This is a genomic window from Streptacidiphilus anmyonensis (assembly GCF_000787855.1).
In the GTDB taxonomy this organism is placed as follows: domain Bacteria; phylum Actinomycetota; class Actinomycetes; order Streptomycetales; family Streptomycetaceae; genus Streptacidiphilus; species Streptacidiphilus anmyonensis.
In genome coordinates this window covers 45432-69229 of sequence record NZ_BBPQ01000002.1, presented here as the reverse complement: position 1 = coordinate 69229, position 23798 = coordinate 45432, and the positions used below count along the sequence as shown (strand labels likewise).

Here is a 23798-nt window from a genome sequence, read left to right as displayed (position 1 = left end):
TGGGGTCAGAACTGCAGCGACTTGGTCCGCAGGAACTCCTCGAGGCCGTGGCGGCCGAGCTCGCGGCCGATGCCGGAGCCCTTGTAGCCGCCGAACGGTGCCAGCGGGTTGAAGCGGCCGCCGTTGATGTCCACCTGCCCGGTGTCCATCCGGCGCGCGAACGCGACGGCCGACTCCTCGTCCGCCGCCCAGACCCCGCCCGCCAGGCCGTAGTCCGTGCCGTTGGCCAGCTCCACCGCGTGGTCCTCGTCGCGGTAGGCCAGGACGCACAGGACGGGGCCGAAGATCTCCTCCTGCGCCACCGTCATGTCCGGCGTCACGTCCGCCAGGATCGTCGGGCGGACGAAGAAGCCGCGCTCGGCGCCCTCGGGGGCGTCGACGCCGCCCGCGACCAGGCGCGCGCCCGCGTCGAGACCGGCCTGGACGTAGCCGCGGACGCGGTCCCGCTGCTTGGCGCTGACGACGGGGCCGAGGCGGGTCTCGGGGTCGGTCGGGTCCCCGGGCACGTACTTGGCCGCGGCCTTGGCCGCGATGGCGACGGCCTCCTCGTACTGGTCCTGGTGGACCAGCAGGCGGGTCCACGCGCTGCACGTCTGGCCGGAGTTGGCGAAGACGTTGCCGACGTTGACGTTGACCGCGCGGGCCAGGTCCGCGCCGGGCAGGACGACGTTGGCCGACTTGCCGCCCAGCTCCAGCGCGACGCGCTTGACACCGCGCCCGGCCTGCTCGGCGATGGCGCGGCCGACGGCCGTCGAGCCGGTGAAGGAGACCAGCTCCACGTCCGGGTGCGCGGCCAGTGCCGCGCCCGCGACGGAGCCGAGGCCGGTGACGAGGTTGAAGACGCCCGCCGGCAGGCCCGCCTCGTCGACGATCCGCGCGAACAGGCGGGCGACCAGCGGGGTGTCCTCGGCCGGCTTGAGCACGACGGTGCAGCCCGCCGCCAGCGCCGGGACGACCTTGGCGACGATCTGGTGCAGCGGGTAGTTCCATGGCGTGATTGCGCCGACGACGCCGGCCGGCTCGCGGTAGACGGTGGAGTTGCCGACGCGCTCGGTGAACTCGAAGGAGGCCAGCAGCTCGACGTAGCCGGACGCCACGGCGAGCGGCAGGCCCGCGTGGACGGCGGTGGAGAAGCCGATGGGCGCGCCGAGCTCGGCGGTGACCGTGGCGGCGATCTCCTCCTGGTGCGCGGCCAGGCCGTCGCGGATCGCGGTCAGGTAGCCGAGCCGGGTCTCCCTGCTGCTCGCACCCCACGCGCGCTGCGCGGCGCGGGCCGAGGCCACGGCGGACTCCACGTCGGCGGCGTCGCCCGCGGCGACGGCGGCGAGGGCCTCCTCGGTGGCCGGGTTGAGGACGGTGATCGTCCCCTCACCGAGTGAGGGACGCCAGCCGCCGCCGATGTACTGGTCGGTGTAGGTCTCCACCTTCGTCCCTCCGGGCCGCGCGCGACGAAAACTTAGCAGTGCTAGTCAAGGCGCGGACGGGCCCGCGCGCAAGGCCCCTTCCGAGTGCCACAGGTCACGTGGCGTCGCGTCATGGCGCGGAGCACATAGACTCGGGGGCGTGCGATCGGAAGCTCGGGACGAGGCCCCTGTGAAGGCGAAGCGCGTGCCGAGGGCACAGCGTGAACAGCAGATGCTGGACGCGGCCGTGAAGGTGTTCTCCCGGTCCGGGTACCACGCGGCGTCGATGGACGAGATCGCCGAGGAGTGCGACGTCTCCAAGCCGATGCTCTACCTCTACCTCGGCTCGAAGGAAGAGCTGTTCGCGGCGTGCATCCGCCGCGAGGCCGACCGCCTGATCGCCCGCTTCGCGCAGGCGGCGGACCCGTCGCTGGATCCGGGGGAGCAGCTGTTCCGCGGGCTGACCGCGTTCTTCGCGTTCGTCGCCGACCACCGGGACAGCTGGATCGTCCTCTACCAGCAGGCGCGGGCGCAGGGCGAGCCGGTGGTCGCGGAGGTCGCGGCGGCGCGGGCCGAGGTCAGCAGCGCGGTGACCGCGCTGCTGCGCCGCGCCATACGCGAGGGCGTCGACGATGACGTCCCGGGCCCGCGCTCCGGCGAGGGCCGCCCCGACCGCGGCGAGGCCGCGGCCATGGCCGCGATCATCACCGGCGCGGCCGACGCCCTCGCGGGCTGGGTCCTCGACACCGGCCCCGAAGCCGCTGAGGAGTCCGCCCGCCGCCTCATGTCGGTCATCTGGATCGGCCTGGAGCCGCGCCTGCGCGGCGCCCGCTACGGCGGCTGAGGCCCGGACCGTCCGGGTCACGCACCAAGGACCGCCATCGCGGCGTTGTGGCCGGGGATGCCGCTCACCCCGCCGCCGCGCGGCGCGCCCGCGCCGCACAGCAGGAGGTTGGCGGCGTAGGGAGTGCCGACGCCCCAGCGGCCCGCGGTCGGGTCGGCCGCCTCCGCGAAGGGGAAGACCAGCGGGCGGTGGAAGATGTTGCCGCCCGGCAGGCCGAGGTCGGCGTCCAGGTCCAGCGGGGTGCGCGCCTCGATGCAGAACTCGCCCTCGGCGTCGCGGGCCAGGCAGTCCGTCAGCGGCTCGTCGAGCACCGCGTCCAGTGCGTCGAGGACCGCGCGCAGCGCCGACTCCCGGTCGTGGGCGGGGAAGAGGCGCGCGGGCTGGTGCAGGCCGAAGAGGGTGAGCGTCTGGTAGCCGCGCTGCCGCAGTTCGGGGGAGAGGATGCTCGGGTCCGTCAGCGAGTGGCAGTAGATCTCCGAGGGGGCCGGGCTCGGCAGCCCGCCGGACGCCGCCTGCCGGTAGGCCGTCTCCAACTCGCGGTAGCCCTCGGCGATGTGGAAGGTCCCCGCGAACGCGGCGCGCGGGTCGACGGAGCGGTCGCGCAGCCGCGGCAGGCGCGTCAGCAGCATGTTGACCTTCAGCTGTGCTCCCTCCACCGGCTCCGCGGGAGCCGTGTCGCCCACCAGGCGGGCGAGTTCGCGCGGGGACGCGTTGCACAGCACCCAGCGCGCGCCCACCGTCCGCTCGGCGCCCGAGGCGTCGGTGAAGCCCACCTCGGCCGAACCGCCGTCCGCCTGGACGGAGGTCACCTCACAGCCCGTCAGGATCTCCGCGCCCGCGCCCCGCGCCGCCCGCTCCAGCGCGCCGGAGACCGCGCCCATGCCGCCGACCGGGACGTCCCAGTCGCCGGTGCCGTTGCCGATGACGTGGTAGAGGAAGCACGCGTTCTGGCGCAGTGAGGGGTCGTGCGCGTGCGCGAAGGTGCCGATCAGGGCGTCGGTCAGGACGATGCCGCGCACCACGTCGTCGGCGAAGGCGGACTCCACCGCCTCGCCGACGGGCCGCTCGAACAGCGCCTGCCAGGTCTCCTCGCCCGCCGCGTCCGCGACGAGCTTGCGCAGTTGCGCGCGCTCCGGCAGCGGCTCGGTGAGCGTCGGGAAGACGGCCTCGGCCACCCGCCGGGTGCGGCCGTAGAAGTCCTGCCAGGCGGTGAACTCGCGGTCGCCGCCGGTCAGCGCCCGGAAGCCGGCCGCCGTCGCCGCGTCGTCCCCGTTGTCGACGAGCAGCCCGCGGCCGTCGCCGTAGGGCGTGTAGGAGGAGTAGCGGCGGCGGCGCAGGTCCAGGTCGAGGCCCAGGTCCGAGACGATCTTCTTCGGCAGCAGGCTGACCAGGTACGAGTAGCGCGACAGTCGCGCGTCCACGCCCGCGAAGGCCCGCGCGGAGACCGCCGCGCCGCCGGTGTGGTCCATCCGTTCCAGCACCGCGACGCGCCGGCCGGCGCGGGCCAGGTAGGCGGCGGCGACCAGCCCGTTGTGGCCCCCGCCCACGACGACGGCGTCATAGGCAGCGTCATAGGCAGCAGAGTTCATGCGGACCGTCCTACCAGCACCCGGGGCACGGCGGAAGGAGGCGTTCAGCGGGCCATGCGCAGTTGGAGCCAGCAGGAGAGCCGGTCGTCGGGGTGGTCCAGGTCGATGCCGAAGAGCTCGCCCGCACGGCGCAGGCGGTACTTGAGCGTGTTGGGGTGGATGGTCAGCCGGGCCGCCGCCTCGCCGATGTTGCCGACCGCGTCGAGCCACGCCGTGACGGACGCGCCGAACGCGGTGCCCTTGGTGCGGTCGTGCTCCAGCATCGCCTCGACGCCCGGGTGCCGCAGGCGCGGGCGGCGGGCCAGTTCGTCGCCGACGTGCGCCAGCAGAACGCGGGCGTGGGTCTCGCGCAGGGTGGCGAAGCCGGGCGCGTCCGGGTCGGCGGTGGTGACGCGCAGGATGTCGTCGACCTCGGCGCGCAGCTCCGGCAGCTCCTCGGGGCCGGCCGCGATCCTGGAGCAGGCCGCGCGCAGCGGCGTCTCCAGGCTGCGATCGAGCACCGCCGCCGCCTGCTCGCCGAGGCGGCGCGCGGTCGCCAGCGCGGCCGGGCCCTCGTCCAGCGGCAGCAGCACGTAGACGGTGCGGCCGACGGTGGCGACGGAGGCCTCCGCGTGGACGGCCGGCCAGTGGCGCGTCGACGCGGCGGCGAGGCGGACCAGCAGGTCGTCTGCGGGAGCCTCCGCCCCGGACAGCACGGCGACGGGCGCGAAGCCGAGCAGGGCGAGGGGGCGCCGGCCGGGCAGGCCGAGCTCGAAGCGGACCTCGCGGGCGGACCGGCGGCCGCGCAGCGCGGCGCGCAGCGCGTCCTCGCGCGCCTGCAGGTCCAGCTCGGCGGCGCTGCGGCGGCGCAGCATGTGCAGGGCGGCCAGGCGGGCGCCGTCCAGCATCGCCCGCTCGCCCGCGTCGTCGATCGGCCGCTCGCCCTCGATGGCCCAGATCGTGCCGAGCGGCCGCTGTCCGGCCCGGATGGCGACGGCGGCACGCGGCAGCTCGGCCTCGGCCAGCACCGGCAGCCGGACCACGCCGGGCGCGGCGAGCACCTCGCGGTACTGCGCGAGCTGCTCGGGCTGGTGCGGGACGCGGCGCTCCAGGATGCCCTGGCGCCGGTGGTCGTCGATCCGCTGGTCGGGCAGGGTCGAGTAGGCCAGGATCCGGTGGTCCAGGTCCTCGATGGCCACGGCCCCGCCGGTCACCGCCCCGATGGCGTCGGCGAGTGCGTACAACTCCTCGCTTGTCCCACTATGGGTCGGCAGATTCGCCATCTTCATGCTGCGATCTTAGGCGAAATCGCCAATGACTGAACGTGACGGGAGATTGAACATAAGGGAGCACTTCGGAGGGAGGGTCGGAGAGCCGGGTAAACGGGGTCGAACACGAGGAAAAGGGAGCGCGGATGGCGGCGACGCAGGCAGCCCAGGAGCTGGTGGGCCTCTTCCCGCCCGGCACCACCCTGGACGCGACGGGTGCGCTGGTGCTCGGCGGCGTCCCGGTCGCCGAACTCGCCGAGACCTACGGCACCCCCGCACTGATCGTCGACGAGGCATCGATCCGCGCCCGCGCCCGCCGGTACGCCGACGGCCTGGCCGCCCGCTGGCCGAACTCCCGCGCCACCTTCGCCTCCAAGGCCTTCCCCTGCACCGCCGTTTACCGGCTGCTGGCGGAGGAGGGCCTCGGCATCGACGTCGCCGGCGGCGGCGAGCTGACCCTCGCCCTGGCGGCGGGCGCCGACCCGGCCGGGCTGGTCGTCCACGGCAACGCCAAGACCGAGGAGGAGCTGCGCCTCGCCGTCGAGGCGGGCGCGGGGACGATCGTCGTCGACAACTTCGACGACATCGACAAGCTGGAGAAGATCCTCGGCCAGACGTCGACAGCGCAGAAGTCGACAGCGCAGACGTCGACAGCGCAGACGTCGACGGCGCGGACCGGCGGCGAGCAGGGCGTGCTGGTCCGGGTCACCCCTGACATCCGCCCCGACACCCACGAGGCGGTCTCCACCGGCCAGAACGGCTCCAAGTTCGGCCTGCTGCTCCCGCAGGCCCGCGAGGCCGTCGCCCGGCTGCGCGGCAGCGACCGGCTACGGCTGGACGGCGTCCACGTCCACGTCGGCTCGCAGATCCTCGACCTCGAGCCCTTCGCGCAGGCCGTCGAGGCCGTCGCCGAGCTCGGCGAGTTCGCCGTCTACGACCTGGGCGGCGGCCTCGGCTCCCGGTACACCTACACCGACCACCCGCCCACGGTGGAGGCGTACCTCGACGCCATGACCGACGTCGCCAAGCGCCTGCTGCCCGCCGACGCCCGGATCCTGATCGAGCCGGGCCGCTCGATGGTCGCCGAGTCCGGGGTCTCGCTCTACCGCGTCGTCTCCGTCAAGCGCGGCGGGGGCCACACCTTCGTCGCCGTCGACGGCGGCATGGGCGACAACCTCGAGGTCTCCCTCTACCAGCAGCGCTTCGAGGCCGCCGTCGCCACCCGCCCGACCGGCGCGGGCGAGCTGTGCCGCCTGGTCGGCCGCCACTGCGAGTCCGGCGACACCCTCAGCGCCTCCGTCCGGCTCGCCGACCCGCGCGTCGGCGACCTGATCGCGGTGCCGGTCACCGGCGCCTACACCTACGCGCTCAGCAACAACTACAACGGCGCGCGCCGCCCCCCGGTGGTCTTCGTCCGCGACGGCGCGCACCGCGCCGTGGTGCGCCGCGAGACGTACGCCGACCTGATGCGCCGCGACCTGCCGTAACCGTTCGCCCGTCCCGTACCTCACGTCCGGGACGGGAGGTCACCCCTGCCCCGACCGACCCCCGAAAGGCACCCGCATGCCCCCGAACGATGTGAGACTCCGCCAGCAGCTGCTGCGCCGCAAGCCCGTCTCGGCCTTCCTGGCCGACGCCGCCCACGGCGAGGGCGAAGGCCATGAGAGCGGCGGGCTGCGCCGGACCGTGGGCACCTTCCAGCTCACGATGATCGGCGTCGGGGCCACCATCGGTACCGGGATCTTCTTCACCCTCAGCACGGCCGTCCCCGAGGCCGGGCCGGCGGTGATCCTCTCCTTCGTGATCGGCGCGGTCACCGCCGCGCTGACCGCCCTGTGCTACGCCGAGCTCACCTCGGCCGTGCCGGTCTCCGGCTCGTCCTACTCCTACGCCTACGCGACCCTCGGCGAGCTCGCGGCCTGGATCGTCGGCTCCTGCCTGCTGCTGGAGTACGCCGTCTCCGGCGCGGCCATCGCGGTCAGCTGGGGCCAGTACCTCAACGACCTGACCCAGCGCCTCTTCGGCTTCACCATGCCCGCCGCGATCTCGGCCCCGCCGGGCGACGGCGGCTACGTCAACCTGCCCGGCGTCGTCCTGGTCGTCCTGTGCTGCCTGGTGCTGATGCGCGGCAGCAAGGAGTCCGCGCTGGTCAACACCATCATGGTGCTGATCAAGCTGGCCGTGCTGGTGCTGTTCGTCGTCATCGGCGTCACCGGCTTCCACAGCGCCAACCTGCACCCCTTCGCCCCGCTGGGCTTCGCCGGCATCAGCGCGGCCGCGTCCTCGGTCTTCTTCTCCTTCATCGGACTCGACGCGGTCTCCACCGCGGGCGAGGAGGTCAAGAACCCGCAGAAGACGCTGCCGCGGGCCGTCATCGGCGCGCTGCTGGTCGTCACCGCCTTCTACTGCGTCGTCGCCTTCGTCGGCGTCGGGGCGCAGAAGTGGACCCTCTTCAACGGCCAGGACGCGGGCCTGTCCGCGATCCTCCAGCACGTCACCGGCGAGACCTGGCCCGGCGCGGTGCTGTCGGCGGGCGCGGTCATCTCCATCGTCAGCGTCACCCTGGTCGTCATCTACGGCCAGACCCGCATCCTCTACTCGATGGGCCGCGACGGCATGCTCCCGGCGGTCTTCCGCAAGGTGAACCCGCGCAGCGGCACGCCCGTCGCCAACACCCTGATCGTCGGCGCCTTCATCGCCCTGCTGGCCGCGTTCGTCCCGCTGGACTGGCTGGCCAACCTCACCTCCATGGGCACGCTGGTCGCCTTCGCGGTCGTCTCGGTCGGCGTCATCGTCCTGCGCGTGCGCGAACCGCAGCTGAAGCGCGGCTTCAAGGTTCCCGGCTACCCGGTGGTCCCGGCGCTGTCGGTGGTCTTCTGCGCGTACCTGATCTGGAACCTGCCGGCGGACACCTTCCTGCTGTTCGCCGCCTGGCTGGTGCTGGCCCTGGGCGTGTACTTCGGCTACAGCCGCAAGCACTCCCGGCTGGGGCGCCAGGCCGCGGAGGCCGGTCAGCCGGAGCCGGTGCTCGCGGACTGAGTCCTCTGGCGCCCCATGGGCCGGGGTTCGTGCCAGCCCCACCCCCGGGCACACGTGGCAGCGCCATGTCGCGTGGAGGGCTCTCCACGGAACCGTGGAGGCATGCAGAAAACCGATGCACCAGCTCTCGAAGCCCGTGGTCTGACCCGTCGTTACGGCGGCCGGGCGGTCGTGGACGACGTCAGCTTCCAGGTGATGCCCGGCCGAGTGACCGGCTTCCTCGGACCGAACGGGGCGGGGAAGTCCACGACCCTGCGTCTGCTGCTCGGGCTCGAGCGGCCCGACAGCGGAGAGGCGCTGGTCCTCGGCCGGCCGTACGCCGAACTGGAGGCTCCGCTGGCGACCGTCGGCGCCCTGCTGGAGGCCCGCTCGTTCCATCCCGGGCGTTCCGCCCGGAACCATCTGCTCGCTCTCGCCCGCGCCTCCGCGCTGCCGGAGGCGCGCGTCGAGGACGTGCTCGCGCGCGTCGGGCTGAGCGAGGTCGCCGACCGCCGCGCCGGCGGCTACTCGCTCGGGATGGGACAACGCCTCGGCATCGCCGCCGCGCTGCTCGGGGACCCGCGCGTCGTCGTGCTCGACGAGCCCGTCAACGGGCTCGACCCCGAGGGCATCCTGTGGGTGCGCACGCTCGCCAAGGCCCTCGCCGCCGAAGGGCGCGCCGTGCTGATCTCCTCGCACCTGATGAACGAGATGGCGCTGACCGCGGACCATCTGCTCGTCATCGGTCGGGGCCGGCTCCTTGCGGACTGCTCCACCGCCGAGTTCATCCGGCGGCACACCGATCCCGCGACCTACGCCGCCACCCCCGAGGTCGCCCGTCCGGCACTGCTGGAGGAGGCGTTCCTGCGCCTCACCTCCGACAGCGTCCAGTACACGGCCGTCTGAGCAGAGAGGACACAGAGACATGTCGACCTCGACCGTCACCGCTCCCCGCTTCGCCGACCTCCTGCGCGGTGAGCGCACCAAGCTGACCAGCCTGCGCTCCACCTGGTGGTGCCTGGCCGCGCTGACCGTCCTCGGCCTCGGGTTCAACGCGCTCGTGCCGGCGCTGATCTCCGGCGGCTGGAACACGATGGACCCCGCCTCCCGCGAGCGGTTCCGCAGCGACGCTCTCGGGCTGGTGCTGCAACCCGGCGCGGAGTGGGCGCAGATCGCCGCGTGCGTGCTGGGCGCGCTGCTGTTCGCCTCGGAGTTCTCCACCGGGACGATCCGCTCGACCGTGCTGGCGACGCCGCTTCGCACGCCGGTGCTGGCGGCGAAGGCGGCGGTCTTCGCGGCCGTGCTCTTCACGACGGGTGTGCTGATCGCGATCCCGTCACTGCTGCTCGGCTCGGAGCTGGTGAGCGCGCACGCCTCGCTCGACCTGGCCTCCTGGACGACGCAGCGCGCGCTGCTGGGCTTCGGCGTCTACCTGGCGCTGACGGGTGTGCTCGCGCTCGGCGTCGGCGCGCTGGTCCGGCACACGGCGGGAGCGGTCGCGACGATCCTGGCGCTGCAGTTCGTCGTTCCCGCGGCCTTCCAGTTCCTGCCGGGCACCGTCGGACGCCACCTCGCCCAGGCCCTGCCGGCCGCGGCCAACGTCATGCTGGGCAGCGGACGCGACGCGGACTCCGTCTACAGTCCGCTCCAGGGGCTGCTGATCCTGGTGGTCTGGGCGGGCGTCGCCTACGCCGCCGCGCACCTGAGTCTGAAGAAGCGCAACGTGTGATCCGGAGAGTGAGCGAGACTGTGCCCATGGCCCGGACGATCAGGTGCGCGCTGCGGGAGCCCTTCACGGCGCGCGCCTGGCGGGAGTTGCTGTACTCGCTGCTCAGCGCGCCGTTCGCGCTTCTGGGGCTGGCCGCCGTGCTGGCCACCTGCCTGCTCGGGATCCTCTCGGCCGGGGTGATCCTGTTGCCGCTGCTTCCGCTGCTGCTGGCGGTGGACCGGGCGCTGGCCGCCGCGTACCGGGGGATGGCGCGCTCGATGCTCCGTCTGGAGATCGAGGTCCCGCCGCGGCCGCCGCGCGGCCGAGGGATCGAGGGGTACCTCGTCCGCAACCTCTCCGACGTCGCCTCCTGGCGGGCGGTCGGCTACCTGGCGATCCGCTTCCCGCTCGGAATGGTCCAGTTCCTGCTCGGCTTCGGCTGGTGGCTCTACACCCTGCTCTTCCTGCTCTACCCGCTGATGTGGCAGCTCCAGGAGGCCACCTCGAAGCACGCCGGCGGCGACCGTGCCGGCCTCGCGGTCGCCGGTTTCCGCTTCGACACCTGGCCCCGCTCGCTGATCCTGGTGGCCTTCGGCGTGCTGGTGCTGCTCGTCTGGCCGTGGGTGCAGCGGCTGCCGCTGGCGCTGGACCGGTGGTTGATGGTGCGTCTGCTCGGTCCGTCCGCGTCCCAGCGGCGGCTGCTCCAGCTGGAGCAGACCCGCGAGCTGGCGATCACCGAGGCGGCCGCGACCCTGCGACGCATCGAACGGAACCTGCACGACGGACCCCAGGCCCGCATCATCGCCCTCGGCATGCGCCTGGGACGCGCCGAGTCGCGCCTGGCCAGGGGTCAGGCGGAGAAGGCCGCCGAACTGATCGCCGAGGCGCGGGCGGAGACCCGGGAGATCGTGCAGGAGCTGCGCGAGCTCGTCAGCGGCATCCACCCGCCCGCCCTCGACTCCGGCTTGGCGGCCGCGCTCACGACGCTCGCCGCGCGGGCGCCGCTGCCGACCACCGTCCGCGTCGCCGTGACGCGCCGCCCGCAGGCCGCCGTGGAGACGATGCTGTACTTCGCCGCCGCCGAGCTGCTCGCCAACGCGGCCAAGCACGCCGAGGCGAAGGCGGCCGTCATCGCCGTGCTGGAGTCGGAGGCAGGTCTGCGGCTGCTCGTCACCGACGACGGCCGCGGCGGCGCGACGCTGGACGCCGCCGGTTCCGGACTGCGCGGACTCGCCGAGCGCGTCCGGGTCGCGGACGGGCGGCTCATCCTCGACAGCCCGCCCGGCGGGCCCACCACCGTCACCGTCGAGTTGGAAACCGTCGAGTTGGAAACCGTCGAGTCGGAAAGGCGTTGAGCACCCCCATGCGCGTCGTCGTCGCCGAGGACACCGCCATCCTGCGGGTCGGTCTCGTGCAACTGCTGGAGGACGAAGGCCACCACGTGGTCGCCGCCGTCGCGGACGGCGAGCAACTGCTCGCGGCCGCCGCCGAGTTCGCGCCTGACGCCGTCGTCAGCGACGTGCGGATGCCGCCGACCCACACCGACGAGGGCCTGCGCGCGGTGATCGCACTGCGGGCCCGGCAGCCCGCCCTGCCGGTGCTGATCTTCTCCCAGTACGTGGAGACCCAGTACGCCTCCCGCCTGCTGGCCCAGGGCTCCGCCGGCGTCGGCTACCTGCTGAAGGAGCGGGTGCTGGACACCCGGGACTTCGTCGACGCGCTGGAGCGCGTCGCGGCCGGCGGCACCGCGCTCGACCCCGAGGTGGTCACCCAGCTCGTCGGCGCGAGCCCGGCGCGCGGCACCGTGGACGCGCTCAGCCCCCGCGAGGGCGAGGTGCTGGGGCTGATGGCGGAGGGTCGCTCGAACGCGGCGGTCGCCGCACGTCTCGTGATCACCGAGCGGGCGGTGGAGAAGCACGTCGCCAACATCTTCCTGAAGCTGGACCTCCCGGTCTCCGCCGCCGACCACCGCCGGGTCCTGGCCGTGCTGCGCTACCTGGGCGCCTGACCGGCGCCCGCCCGGGATCCCAAGAGAACTCGGCCCTTCGGGTGGTTGGCCGCCCTTTCGGTGTGCGTTCGGCGTGTGCGCCGTCGCCCGCCGGGCGGGTGCGTGTGAGCGTGGGCGTCTGAGACGAACTTCACGACGCGACCGACGTGTCCGAACCGCCCGGAGGCTTCCGTGTCCTTGGCCCGCCCGCTCTCGTTCGGCGCCCGCATCCGAACGTCCGTCGTCGCCGTGGTCGTGGCGGGCGCCCTGCTGGCGCTGCCCGCCTGCGCGTCCCCCACGTCGAGCGGTGCGAGCGCACCCGTCAGCGGCGCCGCGGTGGCGGCGGCCACGGTGAGCCCGACCAGCAGTGCGGACCGGGTGAAGCTCGCCAAGACCAGGTTCGTGCTCAACGCCGGTCTGGCGGCGGGCGCGACCTACCAGTGGATCTACAAGCCGTTCAAGGCCGGCACGTTCAAGAAGGGCGCGAAGGGCCGCACCGCCGCGGTGATCAAGGGCGCGCTGGCGGCCGCCTTCACCTACAACCGCGCCAAGGCGGCGCTCAACGACGCCAAGGGCGACCCGACGCTGTCCAAGGCCACGACCGCGCTGTCGAACACCGTGGACAACCTGAAGAACCTGCCGAGCAAGATCCGCAACGGCAGCGCCTCGGACGCCGACTACAACCAGTTCACCAGCGTCACCGACAGCATCAAGCAGGCCGGAGCCTCCGCGGGGGCGCCGGTCACCGACCAGGTCCCGAGCGCGGGCCAGCTGACCCAGATGGTCAACAGCTGAGGCCCGACGCCTATCACGGCGCATCGCCGGGATGTCACGGGAACGCCACCGAATCACCCCGGAAGTCACCCCTGGCACACAGCACATCCCGCGCGGCCGTATCCTGCTCTGTACGCGTCCCGGTGACCCCGGGAGCGGGGCAGGAAAGGGGCACCAGTGGATTCGGCGGGCAAAGTCGGCGCCTGGTGGCGCAGGTGGCTCCGGGCAAGCGGTCGTGTCGACGAGACCGATATCGCTGCGGAGCGCGCCCGACGCCTGCGCGTCCTGCTGGACGCCGCCCGGGCCGGGTTCCCGGTGGCGCCCGCCGCGCACGCGGTCGACTTCCGCTGCTCCTGCGACCGGGTCGGCTGTCCGGCCCCCGCGCAGCACCCACTCTCCTTCGCCTGGCAGTCCCAGGCCACGACCGACTTCGACCAGATCACCCGCTGGCTCGCCCGGGACCCGGACGCCAACGCGATCACCCCGACCGGCCGCGTCCACGACGTCCTCGACGTCCCGGCGGAGGCCGGTCGTCTCGCATTGGAGCGCCTCGCCGAGTCCGGGGTCGCGGCCGGTCCGGTCGCCGCCCTCGGCGAGGACCGCTGGTTCTTCTTCACCACGAGCCGGTCCCCGCTGGACGAGGACGAGTGGTGGACCTCCGAGCTCGACTCCCACCCCGACGAGGACGCGGACGAGCACCCCGGCCTGCGCTGGCACACCCGCGGCAGCTACGTGCTGCTGCCGCCCGCCCGCCTCGCCGAGGGCGCGGAGGTCACCTGGGTCCGCGGCCCCGAGCATCCGCTCCCGGACCCGCTGCGGCTGCTGGACGTGCTCACCGACGCCTGCGCGGAGGTGGGCGCCCCCGCGCTCGGCGAGCAGTGGCTGATCCGCTGATCCACTGATCCGCCGGGCTGCCGGGCTGCCGGGCTGCCGGGGGCCGCTGCTACGGCAGGGTGAGGATCTCCGCGCCGTCGTCGGTGACGACGAGCGTGTGCTCGAACTGCGCGGTGCGCTTGCGGTCCTTGGTCACGACCGTCCAGCCGTCCGCCCACAGGTCGTGGTGGTAGTCGCCGAGGGTCAGCATGGGCTCGATGGTGAAGGTCATCCCCGGCTTCATCACCGTGGTGGCGAACTCGCTGTCGTAGTGGGGGATGATCAGGCCCGAGTGGAACGCGGTGTTGATGCCGTGGCCGGTGAAGTCCCGTACGACGCCGTAGCCGAAGCGCTTGGCGTAGGACTCGATCACCCGCCCGATCACGTTGATCTGCCGCCCCGGCTTGACCGCGGCGATGCCGCGCCGGGTCGCCTCGCGGGTCCGCTCCACCAGGAGCTTGGACTCCTCGTCCACGTTCCCCACCAGGTAGGTGGCGTTCAGGTCGCCGTGCACGCCGTGGATGAAGGCAGTGACGTCCAGATTGACGATGTCGCCGTCCTGGAGCACGGTCGAGTCCGGGATCCCGTGGCAGATCACCTCGTTGACGGAGGTGCAGATGGACTTCGGGAAGCCCCGGTAGCCGAGGTCCGAGGGGTAGGCGTCGTGGTCGCACATGTACGCGTGCGCGATCCGGTCGAGCTCGTCCGTGGTCACCCCCGGCTCGATCGCGGCGGCGGCGGCGTCCATCGCCTGCGCGGCGATCCGGCCCGCGATCCGCATCTTCTCGATCGTCTCGGCGGTCTGCACCTCCGGCCCGTCGTAAGGCCGGGGGGCCTTGCGGCCCACGTACTCCGGGCGCGGGATGTGCGCCGGCACGCTGCGGGTGGGGGAGAGCGTTCCAGGGACGAGGGGTGCCATGGTGGCCATCCTAATCAGCGGGTAGACCTCCGGTACGGAACGAAGGAGCGACGATGGCCAAGCAGGCGACGGGCAAGCCCGGCGAGTGGTTCTACTGCCTGAAGCACAAGAAGGTCGAGGAGGGCCCGGAGTGCCCCGCCCGCAACCGGCTCGGCCCCTATCCGACGGCCCAGGCGGCGTCCCACGCGCTCGAGCGCGTCGCGGAACGCAACGACGAATGGGACCACGACCCGCGCTGGGAGTGACCCCGTAGCCCCAGGTCGTGTCCGGCGACCGCCAGCCGGCGGGGCTGCAACCGTGTACGAAGTGCGACAAGGCGGGCAGGCACCTGACGCGGTACGGAGGGCTGTGGCAGGGTGTGCCGAAGCAACTCGCACTGTGGGGGACACCGGTGGCACGTGGCAGTGACAATCCGCGCGTGGCCGCGCGGCTCGCCGCGGCCCTCGGGGCCGCGGTCGTGCTGGGCGTGGCCGCCGTCGCGATGAACGCCGCGCGGGGGACCGCGCTGGCCGGCGAAGGGCCGGCGAAGGGCACCTGGGTGCTGCTCGCGCTCGGCGTCATCGTCGTGGGCTGGACGCTCGCCGTCCAGGTGCGGCGACGTCAGGAGCGGCTGACCGGCGGCGGCACGCCCGCCCAGTCGCGGATCGCCTCGCTCGTCCTGCCGGGCTTCATCCTCATGGGCTTGGCCACCGTGGTGGGCGTGACGATCCTCGGCACGCGCAGCGTCCAGCTCCCGCCGCCGCCGCAGCCGAACCAGGGCGTCGCGGTGGGCCCCCCGACCGGCGTGGGGCGGACGCCGACGGAGTTGCCGTCCGTCGCCTCGGCAGGCCCGTCGAACTCGACCCAGAACAGCAGTCCGATCAACTTCCAGGACGTGCTGATCGGCTTCCTCGTCCTTCTCGGCGTCGCCCTGGTCGTCCTGCTGGCCGTCGTGCTCTCCCGCTGGCTGATCGCCCGTCAGCGGGCCGGCGCTGCCGGCGAGGGAGCCGTCGACGGAGGGCTCGACGACGGCACGGGAGACGCCCTGGCCGGCGCCGTGCAGGCGGGTCGGGAGGCCCTCGCGGACGACCCTGACCCGCGCACGGCGATCATCGCCTGCTACGCCGCGATGGAGAAGTCCCTCGCCGGGGGCGGCGTCAGCCGCCGCACGGCGGACACGCCGACGGAGCTGCTCCAGCGCGCGGCGGAGGCCGGGCTGGTCCAGGGCCGTGCCGCGCAGACCCTGACCGACCTGTTCGGCGAGGCGCGCTACTCCACCCACCCGATGGGCGAGCACCAGCGCGACCAGGCCCGTGCCGCACTGGAGTCCATCGGCGCCCACCTGACCGCCGCCGGGGCCGCGGCCGACGCGCGCTTCGGCGTGCGCGAGGAGGTGGAGATCTGATGCCGGCTCAGCACGCTCCCGGAGTGCCGCAGCCCGCGCAGCCGCAGTCTGTGGAGCCGCAGCCCGTGCAGTCCCAGTCCGGGCCGCAGCAGCCGTTCCGCTCGGCGTTCCCCGGCTACGACGGGGGCCGTCGGTCCGTGTCCGCGCCCATGCGCCCGCCCGTCGCGTCCCCGCGCCAGCCGTGGCTCGGTCCCGACCGGCTGGCGCTGCTGACGCTCGCGGGCTTCGGCATCGCCTGCCTCGCCGCGCTGTGGGCCGTCGGCGGCGCCGCCGGTCTCTCCGTCGGAGCCGTCGTGCTCGTCGCGGCCGGAGCCTGGGCGGCCCGATGGGTCGGCGGCGCGGGCGTCATGGACAGCGGGTTCCGGCGCCGCAGCCGGCTCGTGGGCACGCGTGAACCGACGCTGCGCTACTGGGACGCCGCGCTGTCCGACGCCGCCCGCACCCCGGAGGGCTACGCGCTGCACCTGTACCCGCTGCTGCTGCGCCTCTACGAGGTCCGGCTGGCGGAACGTCACGGCGTCTCGCTGCGGATGCAGCCCGAGCAGGCCGCGGCGATCATCGGGCCGCAGCTGTGGCCGTGGCTCGACCCGTTCCGCCCCCGCACGCCGGCCGCGATCCGCGCGGCCCGGCAGGCGGGCCACCGCAACGTCCCCGATCCCAGGCCGCTGCCTCCCGCGCTGCTGGAGCTGCTCGTCGAGCGCCTGGAAACCCTGTGACCGTTCCACCGACCGCCGCGGAGACGTCTCCGCAGCGCGATCAAGTCCATCGAGGAGCACCGTGACCGCATCCGTGACCGCATCCGTGACGGACAAGTTGACCCCGCAGCAGGCGGGGACGCGCGCCCACGCGGTGCTGGACGAGATCGAGCGCGCCGTCGTCGGCAAGCGCTCCGCGCTGGAACTGGTCATGCTCGGCGTCCTGGCGGGCGGCCACGTGCTGATCGAGGACCTGCCCGGCCTCGGCAAGACGCTGCTCGCACGGTCCTTCGCGACCGTGCTCGGCCTGGACTTCCGCCGCATCCAGTTCACCCCCGACCTGCTGCCCTCGGACGTCACCGGCGCGCCCTTCTACGACCAGCGCAGCGGTGAGATGGTCTTCCGGCCCGGCCCCGTCTTCGCCCACCTGCTGCTCGCGGACGAGATCAACCGCACGCCGCCGAAGACCCAGGCGGCGCTGCTGGAGGCGATGGCCGAGGCCCAGGTCTCCACCGACGGCGTCACCCGCCCGCTGCCGAAGCCGTTCGTGGTCATCGCCACGAACAACCCGATCGAGTACGAGGGCACCTACGCGCTGCCCGAGGCGCAGCTGGACCGCTTCCTGCTGCGGGTGCGGATGGGCTACCTGCCCGTGGCCGAGGAGGCGGCGATGCTGCGCCGCCGTCTGGACCGCGACACGCCGGAGGCGGTGCTGAACACGCTGAGCAACCCCGGCGAGGTGGTCGCCATGCGTGACGCGCTGGAGCAGGTCGAGGTCAACGACGACCTGGTCGACTACGTCGTCGCCCTGGTCGACGCCACCCGGCGGCACGCCCAGATCCAGGTCGGCGCCTCCCCGCGCGGCGGCCTCGCGCTGGTCCAACTGGCCCGCGCGCGGGCCGTGATGGCCGGCCGCGACTACGTGATCCCGGAGGACGTCAAGGCGGTCGCGCTGCCCGCGCTCGCGCACCGCGTCACCCTCAAGCCGGAGCTGTGGGTGCGCCGGATCTCCGCCGACGACGTGATCGCCGGACTGGTGCAGAGCGTGCCCACGCCGCAGACGACGCCGGTGCCCGCCCAGGGCGGCGCCAGGGACCCGCACGCGCCTCACTCGGTCGGCGCATGATCCACTCGCTGGACCGGGTCCTCGGCGGCCAGGCGCAGGGCACCGAGCACGAGGAGATCCCCGGCGCGCCGGAAGCGGGCGTGCGGCTGACCGAGCGGGCCGTCCGGCTGCTCTCGGTCACCGTCGCCGCGGTGGTGGTCGCGCTGCTCACGGCCCAGCCGTGGCTGCTGACGCTGGCGGCCGGGCCGCTGTGCCTGATCCTGTTCGCGGCGCTCAGCGTGCACCGGGTGGCCGGCGAACCGGTGCTCGCGGACGGCCGGGTGCGGCAGTCCAGCCTGCGCGTCTTCGAGGGCGAGCCGGTCACCGCCCGGTTCCGGGTCGCCTTCGCCGGCTCGGCCGAGTGGCTCGACCCCGGGGTGGTGGTCGGGGCCGGATGCGAGCTGGTCTCCGTCGAGTCGGAGGGGGCCCAGCTCACCCTCGGCTTCGTGGCCCGGCGTTGGGGCCGCTGGACGCTCGGCACGGCGGACGTGGACGTGCACGACCGCGGCGGGCTGCTGCGCCGCACGCTGCGCGTGGAGCTGGGCCAGATCGAGGTCTTCCCCACCCCCGCCGACGGTGGGCTCACCCCGGTGCCGGTGCGGCTGCCGGGCAACCTCGGCGAGCACACCTCGCGCCAGCAGGGCGAGGGCGTCGAGGTCATCGGCACCCGCCCGTTCGTCTGGGGCGAGCGGCAGCGCCGGATCAACTGGCCTGCCACCACCCGCCGCGGCGCCGTCCAGCTCCAGCAGTTCGCCTCCGAGCGGGCCGCCGACGTGGTGGTGCTCCTCGACGCCTTCGCCGACCTGCGCGACCCGGCCACCGGCGGGTCCAGCCTGGACGAGTCGCTGCGCGTCGCCGCCGGGATCGCCCGCGCCTACCTGCGCAGCCACGACCGGGTCGGCGTCGTCTCCGTCGGCGGACGGCTGCACTGGCTCCAACCCGGCCAGGGCGACCAGTACTTCTACCGGCTGGTGCAGACGGTCCTCGACGTGCGGCGCGATCTCGCCTACCAGACGCCCGACCTGAACCGGCTGCCCCCGCCCGCGCTGCCGCACGGCGCGCTGGTCCACGCGGTCACCCCGCTCGCGGACAACCGGATGATGGGCGTGCTCGGCGGGCTCGCCGAGCGCGGCAACCCGGTGGTGGTCGTGGAGATCCCCATCGGCGACCCGCGGATCAGCAAGGCCGAGTACACCGAGGAGTTGGCGCTGCGGCTGTGGCGGCTCGACCGCGAGGCGCTGCGGTTCAGCCTGGCCGAGAAGGGCATCCCGGTCGTCCCGTGGGAGGGCGGCACCCTCGACCTGTCCTTCGCGCCGCTGCTGCGCACCCGGATCCAAGGGAGGCTGCGATGAGCGAGGCCACGATGAGCGGGGCCACGGTGAGCGGGGCCACCGCCGAGGCGGACGCCGAGATGGCCGCCCTGCCCGCCTTCCCGCCGTTCGACGACGACGGAGCGCCGCGCCACCCCGAGGTCGCGCGGCGGGAGTCGGAGCTGTGGGCCGGGCGCGTGCTGGGCGCGGCGCTGGCGCTGGCCGCCGCCGACCCCGCGGGCCTGGCGCACGCCGGATACCTGCTGGTCTCCTCCGTCGTGCGGCTGGCCCTGGTGGTGGTCATGGGGCTGATCGCCTGGTTCGCGGCGCCGCCGGTCGTGGCGCGGCCCGTCAGCGGCGACCCCCGCTGGGCGTCCAAGCTCTCCCGGCACCGCAACACCGTGCTGGCGGTGGGCTTCGTGGTGGTGGTCGCGATCGGATCACCGCCGACCTGGATGATGTTCTGCGACGCGGCGCTGCTCCTGGCCTATCTGCTCTTCGTCGACGCGGCGGCGGGAGGCCCGCCCGGCGCGGCCCAACTGCGGGACTGGCCGCTGCTGCTGGCCGCGATCGCGGCCCAGGGGCTGGTGCTGGTCGGCGCGGTGGTCTCCGTCGCCACGGCAGGCGCCTGGGCCCGGGCCACGGCGGCGGCGCTGGTGCTGGCGGTGGGCGTGGGCGTGGCGCTGTCCGTGCGCCGACGCCGGGCCTGAGCCGCCGGGCGGCTGCGTCCGCCGGCCGCGTTCCCTAGTCGAAGACGGTCCGGTCCCGGTGCAGCGTCATCCGCGTCGGGACCGGCAGACGTCCGGCCGCCGGCGCGGGCCGTGCTCCGTGGTAGCGGGAACAGCCCAGCGACCAGCGGAGGTTGCCGACGAGCATCAGCTCCCACGCCGTCAGGTACGGCTCCAGGGACGGGTCCTCGACGCTCCGGCGCAGACCGCCGGAGGCCGCGAGGAAGTTCTCCTCGGCGGCGGCGATCCGGGCGCAGACGGTGTCGGCGGCCTGCTGCCAGGAGTGTCCCTCGGCGTCGTGCAGCACGGCGAGGGCGTTCATCGGCTCCCCCGCGAAGTACTCCTTGCGGAACGAGAGGAGGTCGTTGACCAGGATCGTGTGCACGAAGCAGGCCCGGTGGAGCTCGGCCCAGAGGCCGGGGGCGGCGGCTTTCCGAAGGTCCGTCACATCCAGGTCCAGGCCGTGCTCGATGGCGACGCCGACCAGGTCGAAGGCGGAGTCCGCGTAGCGGGCGGCCAGATAGGCGTCGTAGCCGCGCAGGGCCTCGCGCGCGGTCCGCTCCTTGGCCGCCCCGGCCGCGATGACCTCGGAGAACCCGGCCACGAACCGTGCCCACAGCCGGTCCGGCACACCCTCGCGCGCCCGTGTCAACGTCCGCGCCAGCAGGCCGAGCGGCGCGGAGCCCGCGGGGACCGGCCCCTCGCCGCGCAGCACGGCCAGATAGTCCGAGGCCCTGGCCCGCTCCTCCGCCTCCTCGTCGGCGACGTCGTCGAGCAGGAACAGCGCCGACGCGGCCACGCAGATCCCCACCAGCCGCTCGCCGTCCGCCTCCGGGAGCACGCCGCACATCAGGCTGACGCCCTCGCACTCGCCGAACAGCCGCCGCGCGCCCGGCAGGCGCAGCCCCGCGAGCACCTCGCGGAACCACGCGTCGTGCGCGGCGCGGACGGCGTCGACGTCCGGATGCGTGCGGGCCGGCCGGAGCCTGCCGTGCGGGAGAGCGAGGTCCAGGACCACGGCCTGCCCGTCCCGTCGTCGCGGGCTGGTGGCGGCCTGACTCATCCCGTACCTCCCGTACGTCCGACGGCTACGCCCAGTCGACCACTACGCCCAGTCAACGGCTACGCCCAGCCAACGACGGCGCCCGGCCGACGGCACGCCGGGTTCCGCCACCCGGTGGACGCGGCGGTCACCAGCCCAGCGGCGGCGGGGGAGCGGTCAGCTGGTCGACCAGGCGGGCGAGCCTGCCGCGCAGGCCGGGGCCGCGGCGGCGGGTCGGCGTCGCGGGTTCGCCCGCGGCCGCGCTGACGAGGTGTTGGACGAGCTCGAAGGAGGGCGCGCCGGGATCCGGGGCGACCGTCAGGGCCTCGTGCGCCAGGCCGCGCAGCTCGGGATCGGCCGCCTCCAGGGCGAGCACCGTCGCGCCGACGCGGCGCGCGTCGTGGACCCGCTCCAGCAGGCCCTCGCCGGCCGCGTCGGGGGCGACGACGAAGACCGTCTCACCGCGCCGCGCCTCCTCCAGGCGCGCGAGCGGGACCGCGAGGTGCGCGGGCGCGCCCGGGGGGACGTGGTGCCGCACCAGCACCGGGGAGAGCTCCGGCAGGTCCGCGTAGGCGGCCTCGTCGGACAGGTGCGCCGCCAGGTGCCACGGCTCCTCGGCCTCCGTGCCCACCAGCAGCAGACCGCCGGGACGCGCCGTCTCGCGCAGCGTCCCCGCGAAGCCGCGGGTGCGTGCGATCCACGGGGTTTCCGCGAGCAGTTCCCGCAGCATTGTGACCCTCACCGCATCCATGCACGCCATGCTGCCGCACCCGGACGACGGAATGGGAGGATCTGGTCATGAGTACCTCTGATGCGGCGTCGGCCGCTGCCGGCGCCACGCCCGCCCGCACGCCCTTCGACCTGCCCGACGTCTCCGGCCTGGTGGTCGGCGTGCTGGGCGGCACCGGCCCGCAGGGCCGGGGCCTGGCCTACCGGCTGGCCAAGGCCGGCCAGCGGGTGGTCGTCGGTTCCCGCAGCGCCGAGCGGGCCGCGGCCGCGGCGGCGGAGCTCGGCCACGGCGTGGAGGGCGCGGACAACGCGAGTACCGCGGCGCGTGCGGACGTCGTCATCGTCGCCGTCCCGTGGGAGGGTCACGGCGAGCTGCTGGCCGCGCTGCGCGCCGAGCTGGCGGGCAAGATCGTGGTCGACTGCGTCAACCCGCTCGGCTTCGACAAGCAGGGCGCCTACGCGCTCAAGCCGGAGGAGGGCAGCGCGGCGCAGCAGGCCGCGGCGCTGCTGCCGGAGTCGCGGGTGACGGCCGCGTTCCACCACCTCTCGGCGGTGCTGCTGGAGGACCGCGAGGTCGAGGAGATCGACATCGACGTCCTGGTCCTGGGCGAGGACCGAGCCGCGACGGACACCGTGCAGGCGCTCGCCGACCGCATCCCCGGCATGCGCGGCGTCTTCGCGGGCCGGCTGCGCAATGCCCACCAGGTCGAGTCGCTGGTGGCCAACCTGATCTCGGTCAACCGCCGGTACAAGGCCCACGCGGGCCTGCGCATCACGGACGTCTGAGTCGGCTGCGCACGGCGCCGCCGACCCCGGGTCGGAAGCACGGGGGCCGGAGAGGGAGAATGGATCCCTGTCCGGCCCGTCCGCATGTCCTTGGTGGGAGTTCCCCGATGCCCCGCTTCGCCCTGTTCGCCTTCACCCTCGCCGTCCTGGCCGTCGCCGCCGCGGTGGTGTCGGTCCTGGCGCAGTTCTGGCTGGGCCTGGCCTTCGTCCTGCTCGCGGGCGTCGCCAGCAACGTCGGCTGGGTCCACTGGCGCCGCGCCCGCCTCGCGGCCGCCGGCAGCTGAGCCGGAGCCCGTCCGCCGGGATCAGTTGCCGAAGCCGGGGAAGCCGATGCTGAAGAAGTGGAACAGGTTGTTGCCGTAGGCGGCGTACCAGTCCGCCCCGAACCAGCTGAGGACCGGGTCGACGAGGTTGCCGAAGAACCAGTCGTTGATGGTGCGGTTCCACAGCAGCAGGAAGACGATCATCATGCCGTAGGGCGCGATGTTCGCCAGCGAGCGGCGTGTCTCGTAGGAGAGCCAGGGCTCGATGATGCCGTAGCCGTCCAGGCCGGGCATCGGGACCAGGTTCAGGATGGTCGCCATCACCTGCAGCAGGGCCAGGTAGCCGAGCGCCGAGTAGAACTCCAGGTGCGGCACGGCGGTCAGGCCGTCGAAGGTCGGGGCGACGACGGCCAGGACGATCAGCAGGACCAGCGCGAAGGCCGCGTTGATCGCCGGACCCGCGGCCGAGACGAGGGCGTTCTTCGCCTTGCTGCGGATGCGACCGCGCTCGATGAAGACCGCGCCGCCCGGCAGCGCGATGCCGCCGAGGATGATGAAGATCAGCGGCATCACGAAGCTGTACACCGGGTGCGTGTACTTCAGCGGGTTCAGCGTCAGGTAGCCCTTGGAGCCGACGGTGATGTCGCCGCCGTGCAGGGCCGCGCGCGCGTGGCCGAACTCGTGCAGGCACAGCGAGATCAGCCAGCCCGCGCAGACGAAGAGGAAGACGCCGAGTTTCGCGTTGCCCCAGCCGACCCACAGCATCCAGCCGGTGGTGGCGAAGACCGCGAGCAGGACCCAGAAGACGGTGCTGATCCGGCGGTCCGAGTGCGAATGCGAGTGGCTGAACACGCTCATGGGTGACGGGGCTCCGGTCGGGGACAAGGGGCGGCGGGCGGGCGGAAGTGCCTGCCGATGATGCCGTGCCGTCGCCGTGCACGCCAAGCCCGGCGCGCATCCGTCCGCCCCGCTGAGGTCAACGCGTGAGGTCGCGGCCCGGTTCCAGGGCTTGATCACGGGCGGGCCGGAGCGTGGGTCAGAATGTGGGGATGCGCTTCGGGATCCTCGGCAGCACGCTCGTCCTCGGCGACGACCAACGGCCCGTGGCCCTCGCGGGCGCGCGGCTGCGTGCGCTGACGGCCGCGCTCGCGCTGCGGGAGGGGCGGGCGGCGCAGCCGTGGGCGCTGATCGAGGAGATCTGGGGCGAGGCGGGCCCGGCGGATCCGCAGGACGCCCTGCAGACGCTGGTCGCCCGGCTGCGGCGCGCCCTCGGCGCCGAGCACGTCGGCTCGGGCCCCGAGGGCTACCGCCTGCTCGGCGGCGGCCGCCTCGACACCGACGCCGTCGCCTTCCGCTCCCTGGTCGCGGAGGCGGCCACCGCCGATCCCGCGCGC

25 protein-coding genes are annotated in these 23798 nt (G+C 73.8%); 18 read left to right on the top strand and 7 right to left on the bottom strand.

What is annotated here, in order from left to right; genetic code table 11:
* Positions 1–5: 5 nt before the first annotated feature.
* A complete protein-coding gene (locus TR50_RS02935; RefSeq protein WP_042413539.1) occupies positions 6–1424 on the bottom strand; it encodes an aldehyde dehydrogenase family protein in 1419 nt (472 codons plus the stop codon).
* Positions 1425–1563: 139 nt separating this feature from the next.
* Between TR50_RS02935 and TR50_RS02930 the strand changes: the two genes are divergently transcribed.
* A complete protein-coding gene (locus TR50_RS02930; protein ID WP_236654237.1) occupies positions 1564–2247 on the top strand; it encodes a TetR/AcrR family transcriptional regulator in 684 nt (227 codons plus the stop codon).
* Positions 2248–2264: 17 nt separating this feature from the next.
* Here TR50_RS02930 and TR50_RS02925 read toward each other — a convergent pair whose 3' ends face one another.
* Entirely contained in the window at positions 2265–3836 is a 1572-nt protein-coding gene (locus TR50_RS02925; RefSeq protein WP_042413533.1) for a phytoene desaturase family protein, read from the bottom strand.
* A gap of 44 nt (positions 3837–3880) precedes the next feature.
* On the bottom strand, positions 3881–5104 hold the full coding sequence (locus TR50_RS02920; protein ID WP_084699688.1) for a PucR family transcriptional regulator: 1224 nt from the start codon (positions 5102–5104) through the stop codon (positions 3881–3883).
* A 125-nt stretch (positions 5105–5229) separates the two neighbouring features.
* Between TR50_RS02920 and lysA the strand changes: the two genes are divergently transcribed.
* The 8 genes from lysA (at position 5230) to TR50_RS02880 (ending at position 13464) form a co-directional block, all read left to right on the top strand.
* On the top strand, positions 5230–6570 hold the full coding sequence (gene lysA / locus TR50_RS02915) for a diaminopimelate decarboxylase (protein WP_042413528.1): 1341 nt from the start codon (positions 5230–5232) through the stop codon (positions 6568–6570).
* A 76-nt stretch (positions 6571–6646) separates the two neighbouring features.
* Positions 6647–8122 (top strand): APC family permease, encoded by a 1476-nt coding sequence (locus TR50_RS02910; protein WP_042413526.1) that lies wholly within the window; start codon positions 6647–6649, stop codon positions 8120–8122.
* A 102-nt stretch (positions 8123–8224) separates the two neighbouring features.
* On the top strand, positions 8225–9007 hold the full coding sequence (locus tag TR50_RS02905; RefSeq protein ID WP_042413523.1) for an ABC transporter ATP-binding protein: 783 nt from the start codon (positions 8225–8227) through the stop codon (positions 9005–9007).
* A 19-nt stretch (positions 9008–9026) separates the two neighbouring features.
* Positions 9027–9830: an ABC transporter permease gene (locus TR50_RS02900; protein ID WP_042413520.1), complete on the top strand. Its 804-nt coding sequence runs from the start codon at positions 9027–9029 to the stop codon at positions 9828–9830.
* Positions 9831–9856: 26 nt separating this feature from the next.
* On the top strand, positions 9857–11164 hold the full coding sequence (locus TR50_RS02895) for a sensor histidine kinase (protein ID WP_052440632.1): 1308 nt from the start codon (positions 9857–9859) through the stop codon (positions 11162–11164).
* Positions 11161–11817, top strand: a complete 657-nt coding sequence (locus tag TR50_RS02890; RefSeq protein WP_304941197.1) for a response regulator — start codon at positions 11161–11163, stop codon at positions 11815–11817. The genes TR50_RS02895 and TR50_RS02890 overlap by 4 nt, the downstream gene beginning before the upstream one ends.
* Before the next feature lie 171 nt (positions 11818–11988).
* Positions 11989–12591, top strand: a complete 603-nt coding sequence (locus TR50_RS02885; protein ID WP_236654236.1) for a hypothetical protein — start codon at positions 11989–11991, stop codon at positions 12589–12591.
* A gap of 156 nt (positions 12592–12747) precedes the next feature.
* The gene (locus tag TR50_RS02880; RefSeq protein WP_042413514.1) at positions 12748–13464 is read left to right on the top strand and encodes a bifunctional DNA primase/polymerase; all 717 of its coding nucleotides are present in this window, start codon (positions 12748–12750) and stop codon (positions 13462–13464) included.
* Positions 13465–13513: 49 nt separating this feature from the next.
* On the opposite strand, the gene map is transcribed toward TR50_RS02880, so the two are convergent.
* A complete protein-coding gene (gene map / locus TR50_RS02875; protein WP_439654191.1) occupies positions 13514–14362 on the bottom strand; it encodes a type I methionyl aminopeptidase in 849 nt (282 codons plus the stop codon).
* Between the two features lie 53 nt (positions 14363–14415).
* Here map and TR50_RS02870 point away from each other — a divergent pair, with 53 nt between their 5' ends.
* From TR50_RS02870 to TR50_RS02845, 6 genes are all read left to right on the top strand, one after another.
* Positions 14416–14607: a hypothetical protein gene (locus TR50_RS02870; protein WP_042413508.1), complete on the top strand. Its 192-nt coding sequence runs from the start codon at positions 14416–14418 to the stop codon at positions 14605–14607.
* 173 nt (positions 14608–14780) lie between these two features.
* On the top strand, positions 14781–15746 hold the full coding sequence (locus TR50_RS42250; protein ID WP_052440629.1) for a DUF4129 domain-containing protein: 966 nt from the start codon (positions 14781–14783) through the stop codon (positions 15744–15746).
* On the top strand, positions 15746–16462 hold the full coding sequence (locus TR50_RS02860) for a hypothetical protein (protein WP_152648221.1): 717 nt from the start codon (positions 15746–15748) through the stop codon (positions 16460–16462). The genes TR50_RS42250 and TR50_RS02860 overlap by 1 nt, the downstream gene beginning before the upstream one ends.
* 61 nt (positions 16463–16523) lie before the next feature.
* Positions 16524–17567 carry an AAA family ATPase gene (locus TR50_RS02855; protein WP_439654190.1) on the top strand — a complete coding sequence of 348 codons (1044 nt, stop codon included), beginning with the start codon at positions 16524–16526 and terminating at the stop codon, positions 17565–17567.
* On the top strand, positions 17564–18898 hold the full coding sequence (locus TR50_RS02850) for a DUF58 domain-containing protein (RefSeq protein ID WP_042413505.1): 1335 nt from the start codon (positions 17564–17566) through the stop codon (positions 18896–18898). The genes TR50_RS02855 and TR50_RS02850 overlap by 4 nt, the downstream gene beginning before the upstream one ends.
* Positions 18895–19566 carry a hypothetical protein gene (locus TR50_RS02845; RefSeq protein ID WP_052440626.1) on the top strand — a complete coding sequence of 224 codons (672 nt, stop codon included), beginning with the start codon at positions 18895–18897 and terminating at the stop codon, positions 19564–19566. Before TR50_RS02850 ends, TR50_RS02845 begins: the two co-directional genes overlap by 4 nt.
* 34 nt (positions 19567–19600) lie before the next feature.
* Here the strand turns inward: TR50_RS02845 and TR50_RS02840 are convergent, their stop codons facing one another.
* Both TR50_RS02840 and TR50_RS02835 read right to left on the bottom strand, forming a co-directional pair.
* On the bottom strand, positions 19601–20647 hold the full coding sequence (locus tag TR50_RS02840) for a terpene synthase family protein (protein ID WP_042413502.1): 1047 nt from the start codon (positions 20645–20647) through the stop codon (positions 19601–19603).
* Positions 20648–20774: 127 nt separating this feature from the next.
* Positions 20775–21377 (bottom strand): hypothetical protein, encoded by a 603-nt coding sequence (locus tag TR50_RS02835; protein ID WP_042414387.1) that lies wholly within the window; start codon positions 21375–21377, stop codon positions 20775–20777.
* A gap of 47 nt (positions 21378–21424) precedes the next feature.
* Here TR50_RS02835 and npdG point away from each other — a divergent pair, with 47 nt between their 5' ends.
* Together npdG and TR50_RS47555 are read left to right on the top strand one after the other, a co-directional pair.
* Complete coding sequence (gene npdG / locus TR50_RS02830) at positions 21425–22141, top strand: NADPH-dependent F420 reductase (protein ID WP_042413496.1); 717 nt, start codon at positions 21425–21427, stop codon at positions 22139–22141.
* Positions 22142–22248: 107 nt separating this feature from the next.
* The gene (locus TR50_RS47555; RefSeq protein WP_162837946.1) at positions 22249–22425 is read left to right on the top strand and encodes a hypothetical protein; all 177 of its coding nucleotides are present in this window, start codon (positions 22249–22251) and stop codon (positions 22423–22425) included.
* Positions 22426–22446: 21 nt separating this feature from the next.
* Here TR50_RS47555 and TR50_RS02825 read toward each other — a convergent pair whose 3' ends face one another.
* A complete protein-coding gene (locus TR50_RS02825) occupies positions 22447–23262 on the bottom strand; it encodes a site-2 protease family protein (RefSeq protein ID WP_042413493.1) in 816 nt (271 codons plus the stop codon).
* Positions 23263–23453: 191 nt separating this feature from the next.
* On the opposite strand from TR50_RS02825, the gene TR50_RS02820 reads away from it, so the two are divergent.
* Positions 23454–23798, top strand: a 345-nt coding sequence (locus TR50_RS02820) for an AfsR/SARP family transcriptional regulator (protein WP_042413490.1), incomplete at its 3' end; no start/stop codon positions are given.

What these genes read in the sequence shown, in the direction of transcription:
- TR50_RS02840 (WP_042413502.1), bottom strand. Translation starts at nt 20,647, where the DNA reads ATGAGTCAGGCCGCCACCAGCCCGCGACGACGGGACGGGCAGGCCGTG.
- map (WP_439654191.1), bottom strand. Translation starts at nt 14,362, where the DNA reads ATGGCACCCCTCGTCCCTGGAACGCTCTCCCCCACCCGCAGCGTGCCG.
- TR50_RS02825 (WP_042413493.1), bottom strand. Translation starts at nt 23,262, where the DNA reads ATGAGCGTGTTCAGCCACTCGCATTCGCACTCGGACCGCCGGATCAGC.
- TR50_RS02870 (WP_042413508.1), top strand. Translation starts at nt 14,416, where the DNA reads ATGGCCAAGCAGGCGACGGGCAAGCCCGGCGAGTGGTTCTACTGCCTG.
- TR50_RS02860 (WP_152648221.1), top strand. Translation starts at nt 15,746, where the DNA reads ATGCCGGCTCAGCACGCTCCCGGAGTGCCGCAGCCCGCGCAGCCGCAG.
- TR50_RS02835 (WP_042414387.1), bottom strand. Translation starts at nt 21,377, where the DNA reads ATGGATGCGGTGAGGGTCACAATGCTGCGGGAACTGCTCGCGGAAACC.
- TR50_RS02850 (WP_042413505.1), top strand. Translation starts at nt 17,564, where the DNA reads ATGATCCACTCGCTGGACCGGGTCCTCGGCGGCCAGGCGCAGGGCACC.
- TR50_RS02895 (WP_052440632.1), top strand. Translation starts at nt 9,857, where the DNA reads ATGGCCCGGACGATCAGGTGCGCGCTGCGGGAGCCCTTCACGGCGCGC.
- lysA (WP_042413528.1), top strand. Translation starts at nt 5,230, where the DNA reads ATGGCGGCGACGCAGGCAGCCCAGGAGCTGGTGGGCCTCTTCCCGCCC.
- TR50_RS47555 (WP_162837946.1), top strand. Translation starts at nt 22,249, where the DNA reads ATGCCCCGCTTCGCCCTGTTCGCCTTCACCCTCGCCGTCCTGGCCGTC.
- TR50_RS02905 (WP_042413523.1), top strand. Translation starts at nt 8,225, where the DNA reads ATGCAGAAAACCGATGCACCAGCTCTCGAAGCCCGTGGTCTGACCCGT.
- TR50_RS02925 (WP_042413533.1), bottom strand. Translation starts at nt 3,836, where the DNA reads ATGAACTCTGCTGCCTATGACGCTGCCTATGACGCCGTCGTCGTGGGC.
- TR50_RS02910 (WP_042413526.1), top strand. Translation starts at nt 6,647, where the DNA reads ATGCCCCCGAACGATGTGAGACTCCGCCAGCAGCTGCTGCGCCGCAAG.
- TR50_RS02900 (WP_042413520.1), top strand. Translation starts at nt 9,027, where the DNA reads ATGTCGACCTCGACCGTCACCGCTCCCCGCTTCGCCGACCTCCTGCGC.
- TR50_RS02845 (WP_052440626.1), top strand. Translation starts at nt 18,895, where the DNA reads ATGAGCGAGGCCACGATGAGCGGGGCCACGGTGAGCGGGGCCACCGCC.
- npdG (WP_042413496.1), top strand. Translation starts at nt 21,425, where the DNA reads ATGAGTACCTCTGATGCGGCGTCGGCCGCTGCCGGCGCCACGCCCGCC.
- TR50_RS02920 (WP_084699688.1), bottom strand. Translation starts at nt 5,104, where the DNA reads ATGAAGATGGCGAATCTGCCGACCCATAGTGGGACAAGCGAGGAGTTG.